A 204-nucleotide genomic window follows, 5' to 3' on the forward strand; every position below is an offset into this window, starting at 1 on the left:
CGGCGAACGGCGAAGTGTCGGTGGGCTCGGCGGGTGCAGAGCGTCGCATCACGAACGTGGCAGCCGGCTCGGCGGCGACTGACGCGGTGAACGTGAGCCAGTTGCAGTCGGAAGACGCGAAGGTGAATAACGAAGGAGCGGCGACGGCTGCAGCGCTGGGTGGCGGTTCGACGTACAACACGACGACGGGCGCGATCACGAACC

1 protein-coding gene is annotated in these 204 nt (G+C 67.2%); it reads left to right on the forward strand.

The genetic code is table 11. The features are described from left to right. On the forward strand, positions 1-204 hold a 204-nt coding region (locus JNB89_RS30930; RefSeq protein ID WP_220364746.1), incomplete at both ends, for a hypothetical protein.

Source organism: Paraburkholderia phenoliruptrix (assembly GCF_019511605.1).
In the GTDB taxonomy this organism is placed as follows: Bacteria; Pseudomonadota; Gammaproteobacteria; order Burkholderiales; family Burkholderiaceae; genus Paraburkholderia; species Paraburkholderia phenoliruptrix_A.